Raw genomic sequence first — 7,158 nt, forward strand, 5'->3', positions numbered from 1 at the left:
TCTGTTATGCTACAATGATAAGCACGGCAAGCAAACAGGGGCGGAATGAAACGCAGTTTCCCCTAGCACGTAGACATACATATAGGTAAGGAATGATCGAATCTTTAACATCAAGGAGGAACCTACATATGGACCATCGGCTTGACGCCATGCGCAAGTGCCACCCGGACTCCGTCACGATCTCCCGCATAACGGGCTTCATCACGGACGGAATTATTATGCTGGCTGCAGCAGCTTATCTGATCATCGCGGCTATACTCGGATGGACCCTCATTCCCGGGTGGATCACCATCGGACTCTTGGTTCTCGGAGCATGGTTTACTTGGGCTGTGCCCTCTTTCACTTACAAACAATTCGGCTTTAAAGTCAGCGAGGAGGAATTGGAGCTTCGCTCCGGCTGGATCTGGCTCAGCGACACCCTTGTTCCCATGACGCGGGTGCAGCATGTCGAGCTGGAACGGGGGCCGCTTCTTCGCAAATACGGCTTAGCCAAGGTCAAGGTGGTCACGGCCGCAACGACCCATGTCATTCAAGCGCTCAAGCTGGAAGAAGCAGAGGAACTAAAGAAACAGATCGGCGAGCTGGCCAGAGTGGTGGATCATGATGAATGAACCGACAAGGCTGCACCGGCTGTTCATCCTGTTCCCGCTCGCGGACAGCGTAAAATCGCTCATTCCGATCGCAGCCCTGGTATCCATCAAATTCCTTAACGGAAAATCGCTGCGCGACATCCCCTGGTATTGGCTGTCCGCCGCCATCGTCATCCTGGTCTCGCTTCTGCTCCTGTACGGGTATCTAAAGTGGAAACGCTTCGTCTATACGCTGGAAGAAGACAAAATCCTCATCCGCCGCGGCGTGCTGTTCCGGGAGGAATTGTCCATCTATACGGGTCGCATCCATTCCATGAATATGGAGCAGCCCTTGCTGCAGCGCTTATTGGGGCTTACCCAGGTCCGGATCGAAACGCCCGGCAAAAAGGAAGGCGGAGGCGGCATCCTGCCGGCCGTCACCAATAGCGAAGGCGAACGGCTGCAGCGCTGGCTGCGCGAGCAAACCCAAACCAGGCAGGCGGATATCGAGGTTCACCCAACTGCGGAAAGCTCCGGCCCATCCGGCCAGAGCCTTTCCGCCGGTACGGAGGGACCGCCTTTTCCTTCTCCGGGGACCCCGGAGGTTTATGAATCTATTCACAACCCGTTGGATCATAACCGGGACTACGCGAGCGTTCCGTTGATGGATTCCGAATCCGACGACGCCGGCGGCAGAGAGAAGGCAAGCCATCCCACCCCGGCCGAGGAAGAACGCAGCACGCTGCTCCAGCTATCCTCGGGCCGTCTGCTCATTGCCGCTCTATCCTCGCCCAACCTGTCATTGGCTTTAGCCTTTGTGGGCGGTATCGTGTCTTTTGCCGATGATCTGCTGCCGGATCGGATGTACCAATCGCTGTTTCAATCGGCTGGGAAACTGCTGCCCGGCAGCTGGATCAGCATCGCGGCATTGGCGCTCATCGTGTCCTGGCTGCTCTCGGCCGTGCTCTACACGATCAAATATGCCGGATTTACCGTCGAGCGTTTCGGGAAACAAATCTCGGTCAGCTGCGGTCTGCTGGAGAGAAAAAGACTGCTCTTCTCCCCGGAACGCGTATTGGCTATAACCGTAAAGGAAGGCATATTCCGGCGATGGTTCGGTTACGCCGAAGTGAAGGTTCATGTGCTCACGTCAGAGTCCGAGAAGCATTTCATGCTGCATCCTCTGCTGAAGACCGGGGATATCCCGGCACTGCTGAAGCGGGTTACGCCTCAATTCAGCGCTCAGGCCGTTTCGGCTTCGCCGCCGCCCCGCGCCAGATGGATGTACGTCCGCTGGAAGCTGGCTTTTGCCGCAGCGGTCAGCGCCGCATGCATTTGGTATTTTGACAGGCTCGGTTTATTATCGCTCCTGCTGCTTCCGCTCTCGTTCGCCTGGGGACTTCTGTCGCACCGGGATTCCGGACTGAACGTCACGGGTAAACAGCTTACGATCCGCAGCCGGTTCATTGCCATGTCCACCAGGTACATACGCCGTCCGCAGATCATTGCCATGGAGGTCAACGGTACCCGCAGACAGCGAAGAAAGGGGCTTCTCTCTCTTCAAGTGAAGATGATATTCAGCGAAATCAACGAAAGTTTAAGCGGAATGGAACAGCAAGAGATCGAGGCCGTACGGGCATGGTTCCAACAGAAAAAAGGCGAGACCTTAAACTCTGCAGGGCAGGGAGGTCACACCTCGTCGAGCGAGCGCCTATAAGCGTTTGGCCTCCGTTCTACCCGAACGGCCAAAGCCCGTCAAGCGGTAAACCAGAAGGGTTATGGCAAGAAATACGCCATATACGCCTATGGTGATTAGAATATGGGATGGATTGGAGATCAGATTGTCTCCTACCATCGAGAACAGCAGCATGGCGGGAATTTTGCCCAATGCGGACGCCAAGCTGTACGATACGAGCGTTACCTTGCTGAGCGCTGCGTACACGTTGATGACAATGGAAGGAATAAACGGGATCAACCGGGTAAACAGGATGGTCAAAAAGGCGTTCCGTTCAAACATCGTGGTCACTTTTCCAAGGCTGTTGTAACGATGAAGCGCCCGGTTACCCCATTCCTGGTACCCGTAGCGGATGAATATGAACATCAGGATCGAAGCAGCTGTGGAGCCGACCCAAGTAACCATCCCGCCGATAACCGGACCCAGGGCCGCCCCGATTACGCCGCCGACAACGGGATAAGGGATCACAGGGAACAAGGCCATGGCGACAGCGACGAGCATGATCAGCATGATGCTGTCTGTCGAACGAATCCATGCCAATATGAACTCGCCTTTATAGTAAATAAGACCACCCACGGCAACGTAGACAAGTGCCATTCCTAATTTTTTGACCATGCACCACACTCCAAGACATAATGCCTCTATTGTACCATGGAGCATGTCGATTGAAACAAGCAGCAAAAGGGACATCCTAAGGCATTATGCCTAAGGATGTCCCTTTTTTTTGATACAGGCCAGTCCGTTCTCTAAAGCGACATCTTGCTAGAGAAGCCAACCCGCCGTGAACCGGTATGGGTTATAATCTACGGCGCATGTAAGCTCACGGCTTGCTCGGTTTCCCCGGTGGATTTACTGGGGGCTTTCCAGGCTTGCCACTATGTTTCACTTTCACCGTGACCGGTTTGCTTGGGGCACTCTCGTTATGCAAACGATCGACAGCCGTCACCACATACGTATAGGTTTGTCCCTTCACAACGGTACGATCAACAAAAAACTGCGTCGTACCGGCGTTTTTCCTGACAGTCCCTATTAAATTCGCCGGTTCCTGAACGCTGCCGGTTTCCCGACCGTTAAAGCGATAAACCGCGTAATACGTCTCGTCGTCAGACGAAGACCAGCTGAGCTTCACACCTTCCTGTACATGGTCGGCCTTTGGCTTCTTGGTCGCAGCCGGTGCCTCCGATTCGATCCAAGGCATGGCCGGGATGAGCGCCGGGTATCGGTACAGATCGTCTTTCAGTCTGTCCGTAAATCCGAGCGCGTTGTCCTTAAACCATTTGGAGCTGAAATACATGCTGCCCCGAACTTCCTCGAAGTTTCGATTGTACCGGATCTGGTTCGGCATTTCGTCGGGATTGGACCAGTCCGCATTCGACCCGATTTTATATACGGCTTGTCCGCTGTACAGATGAACGTTCTTGCCGGACACGATCCCGCTCCACCAATCGATCAGCTTATCGTAAGCTGCTGCGGAGTACCCGATGTTCCAATAAATCTGCGGCGTGATATAGTCGATCCACTCTTCTTCGACCCATTTCTTCGAATCCGCGTAAATCGCATGATAACTCTCAAGTCCCGTCGTTTCGGAGCCGGCCGGATCGCTGGATTTATTTTTCCAAATACCAAACGGGCTGATGCCGAATTTCACGTAGCTCTTCTCCGCCTTGATGGCTTCCTTCACGTTTTGAATGAAGGTATTGACGTTATTTCTTCTCCAATCGCTCTTGTTAGTAAAGGAGCCCTTGTACTGATTAAATGTATCCGTATCCGGGAAATCCACGCCCGTTACGGGATACGGGTAGAAATAATCGTCAAAATGCACGGCGTCGATATCGTAATTCCGAACGACCTCCATGATGCCGTCAATGATGAACTGCTGCGCCTCCGGCACCCCTGGATTGAAATACAGCTTGCCGCCGTATTCCTCGACCCAGTCGGGATGCTGTCTGGCCGGGTGATCCGCTACCAGCTTGTTGATGTCTCCCTGCAGACTGATTCGATACGGGTTAAACCAGGCGTGGAACTCCATGTTTCGCTTATGCACTTCCTCGAGCAGGAATGCCAGCGGATCGTAACCCGGATCCTTGCCTTGTTCACCTGTCAGCCACTCGGACCAAGGCCCGTATTGGGAAGGGTAAAAAGCATCCGCCGTCGGTTTGATCTGCATGATGACCGCGTTCATTCCGGCATCCTCCAGTTGATCAAGCAGCTGAATGAATTGCTGCTTCTGCTGCTCCGGATCGGTAACCCCTTTAGCCGGCCAGTCTATATTATCGACGGTGGCGATCCATGCAGCCCGCATCTCGCTTTTCGGATGCCGGTAAGCTTCATTCACGGTGATATAGAGCGAATCGGTCTTTCCTTGGAACGCGGCTGTTATTCTAGCGGAGCCTACCTTCAAACCGCTCACCACCCCTTTATCAGAAACCGAAGCGACGTCCGGGTTGCTGCTGGTAAACGTAACGCCTTCCTCTATGGTTTGCGGTTCAGCCATCCATGAGTACGTGGCGGATACCACCGTTTCAAAAGAATCTCCAACCGTCACGGACGTAAGCCCCTGAAGTTTAATGCTTTGCAAAACAGGAACCGGATCCGTCACGGTAATGGTATGATGGGCGGATGCTCCCCGGTACGAGGCCGTAATGGCAGCCGTCCCTTCGGAAACCGCGGTCAGTCGACCCGCTTGATCGACCGATACAACGCCAGGCTGATCGCTTGTATAGCTAATGCCTTCGGTCATCCACACCGGATCCGTCTGGTTTCCGTAGACGGAGTAAACCACGCTGCTTCTCATTGTACCGGTGACGCTCGTCTCCATATGAAGCGGTCCGGACAACAGCAATTCATGGGGAGCCGGAGCATCCGCCGCCACATGCAGCTCCAGCTGGGCTTTTGGCGCATCGCCGTACTCGGCCGTGATGGTCACCGTTCCCGTTGCCAATGCTTCAATGGTGTCGTATGTAGCGCCCGTCACGGTGGCAACGGATTCGTCGCTGCTGGTCAGTTTCACGCCGGATGTCAGTAACGTTGGTTCCGACTGTCCTTCATAGGTTGCATAAACTTGCGGTTTGACCGTTTCACCGACGCCCATAGGCGTCAGTCCGCCGATGTCAAGCCCATAAACCGGAGAAGCCGTATAGAAGGCGGACAGCCTGTCGAAGTATAAGGTACCTTTGTTTTTATTCGTGTCTTTTAATTCGGCTACGTAGATTTGATTTACTTTGAGAGGAGCCTGAATGGTAGAAGGAATGTTTAATTTGACGTATTTCCAGCCCTTCCAGTTAAGACCGGAGGTGGCTGTAAAATCAACGGTATGCTTGCCGCCGGAAGAATCCTGGAGCTGTGCACGGAGCCAGTGGTTGCCGCCGTCGCCGTAAACCCACAAGCCGAGTGCCTTCGGTGATCCGGGAACGCTCCTGCCTGTTGATCCATCCGGGTCTCTGAAATTGAGATAAGCCGCCGAGGTGCCGGATTCGCTGCCCACAAAATCATAGCTTAAGGCTGCAGCATGATGTCCGTAATAAATCGGCTCCGGCCTCCCCGCCAAATCCAGCTGGGCCTTCCCCCTTGCGGAAGACGCAAATAAATTCGTTACCGATTCGAAATCCTCCAGCACCACAGCTTCCGGCTGTCCTGCGCTTGCGTTCGTTTCAACGGAACCGCCCCAAACAGACACGGCCGAGCTGAGCATCACGGCGAATGCCAACGTCATGGACAGAATGGACTTACTGCTTCGATAGACACGCCTTTTGGTTATCATTCATCAATTCACTCCCTATAGTATGAGTGCTTGCTATCCGAACCGAAGCCCGATTTTCAGCAAAATCGGCTGCCGCTCACCTCCGATCATGCGACTGAAGTAGATGACGTCCTGCTGTTGCACCAGCATTCATCTCTATCACTATCATATTGAAATTTTATTTCAAATTTCAATAGTTTTTGTAAAATATAATTTTAAATCTCCGGCAGGAATTTTAGTCATCATGACGTACAATGACCAAAAAAACCAGCTAATACTTGTCAAGCATTACAACTTGGTTAAATAATAGAATACTGATATACTTTTCTAAACAGCACAAATAACCTTCATTGGCGTGAAGGTTATGGGAAAATATGGTTTTTAGGCTTTGTAGGGTTCGCTTTTACTTAGGATGGCATAAATGTGATGGAGAAGCTTGTTGGCGCAAGCGATCACGACCACCTTGTAGGGCTTGCCCTCTTTTCTTTTTTTGTCGTAGTAATCACTTATCCTGCGGTTTGCACGTCTGCGAATTCCGCACTGTACGGCAAGATAGAGTGCTCGCCGTAGTCTTTTTGAGCCTCGTTTCGTGATCCGGTTGCTTGTAGCCGTGAATTTTCCTGAGCTGTAGATCCCCGGATCTAATCCTGCGTAGGCTACAAGTTGCTTCGCATCCTTGAACTGACTTGCATCGCCAAGCTCTGCCACGATGGCTGCCGCAAGTTTGTTCCCTACACCCGGGATACTTTGGATCAATTCCACTTCAGGCAACTCCTTAGCCAGTTCTTCCATCTGCTTTTCCAAATAATTTAACTGCTTATCGAATTCCAACAGCAGGGAGACCATGCTAGTCAACGCTATGCTCTGGGATTGACTCCTCTCTTGTGTTTTCCAGCCCAACAAGAGTTCTTTCAACCGTTTTGTTTTCTCCGTAATCCATCCTTTGGAGTGGGATTTACCTACACATTCAAGGATGAGATCACCCACATCTTCGACCTTATTCTCCAAACATCGCTCTAGCACTTTTAATGATGTGGTCGCATACAAATTATGAAATAATCCGATGAAGTCCGGAAACACCTGCTCAAGCAAAGCTCTGCTGTTTAACTTGGCCT

At 52.4% G+C, this 7,158-nt stretch carries 5 protein-coding genes; 2 read left to right on the forward strand and 3 right to left on the reverse strand.

The features are described from left to right. Window positions 1-128 precede the first annotated feature (128 nt). Both HMPREF9412_RS28670 and HMPREF9412_RS28675 read left to right on the forward strand, forming a co-directional pair. On the forward strand, window positions 129-611 hold the full coding sequence (locus HMPREF9412_RS28670; RefSeq protein WP_009595380.1) for a PH domain-containing protein: 483 nt from the start codon (window positions 129-131) through the stop codon (window positions 609-611). After that, on the forward strand, window positions 604-2,286 hold the full coding sequence (locus tag HMPREF9412_RS28675) for a PH domain-containing protein (protein ID WP_009595395.1): 1,683 nt from the start codon (window positions 604-606) through the stop codon (window positions 2,284-2,286). Before HMPREF9412_RS28670 ends, HMPREF9412_RS28675 begins: the two co-directional genes overlap by 8 nt. Here the strand turns inward: HMPREF9412_RS28675 and HMPREF9412_RS28680 are convergent. The 3 genes from HMPREF9412_RS28680 to HMPREF9412_RS32320 form a co-directional block, all read right to left on the reverse strand. Beyond that, window positions 2,281-2,919, reverse strand: a complete 639-nt coding sequence (locus HMPREF9412_RS28680; RefSeq protein WP_009595357.1) for a TVP38/TMEM64 family protein — start codon at window positions 2,917-2,919, stop codon at window positions 2,281-2,283. The two genes, HMPREF9412_RS28675 and HMPREF9412_RS28680, sit on opposite strands and share 6 nt — an antisense overlap. A gap of 205 nt (window positions 2,920-3,124) precedes the next feature. Then, window positions 3,125-6,064 carry a family 10 glycosylhydrolase gene (locus HMPREF9412_RS28685; RefSeq protein ID WP_009595371.1) on the reverse strand — a complete coding sequence of 980 codons (2,940 nt, stop codon included), beginning with the start codon at window positions 6,062-6,064 and terminating at the stop codon, window positions 3,125-3,127. Between the two features lie 360 nt (window positions 6,065-6,424). Then, on the reverse strand, window positions 6,425-7,158 hold a 734-nt coding region (locus HMPREF9412_RS32320; RefSeq protein WP_036673941.1), incomplete at its 5' end, for an IS110 family transposase.

Origin of the sequence: Paenibacillus sp. HGF5, from assembly GCF_000204455.1 — a bacterium.
Classification (GTDB): domain Bacteria; phylum Bacillota; class Bacilli; order Paenibacillales; family Paenibacillaceae; genus Paenibacillus_AQ; species Paenibacillus_AQ lautus_A.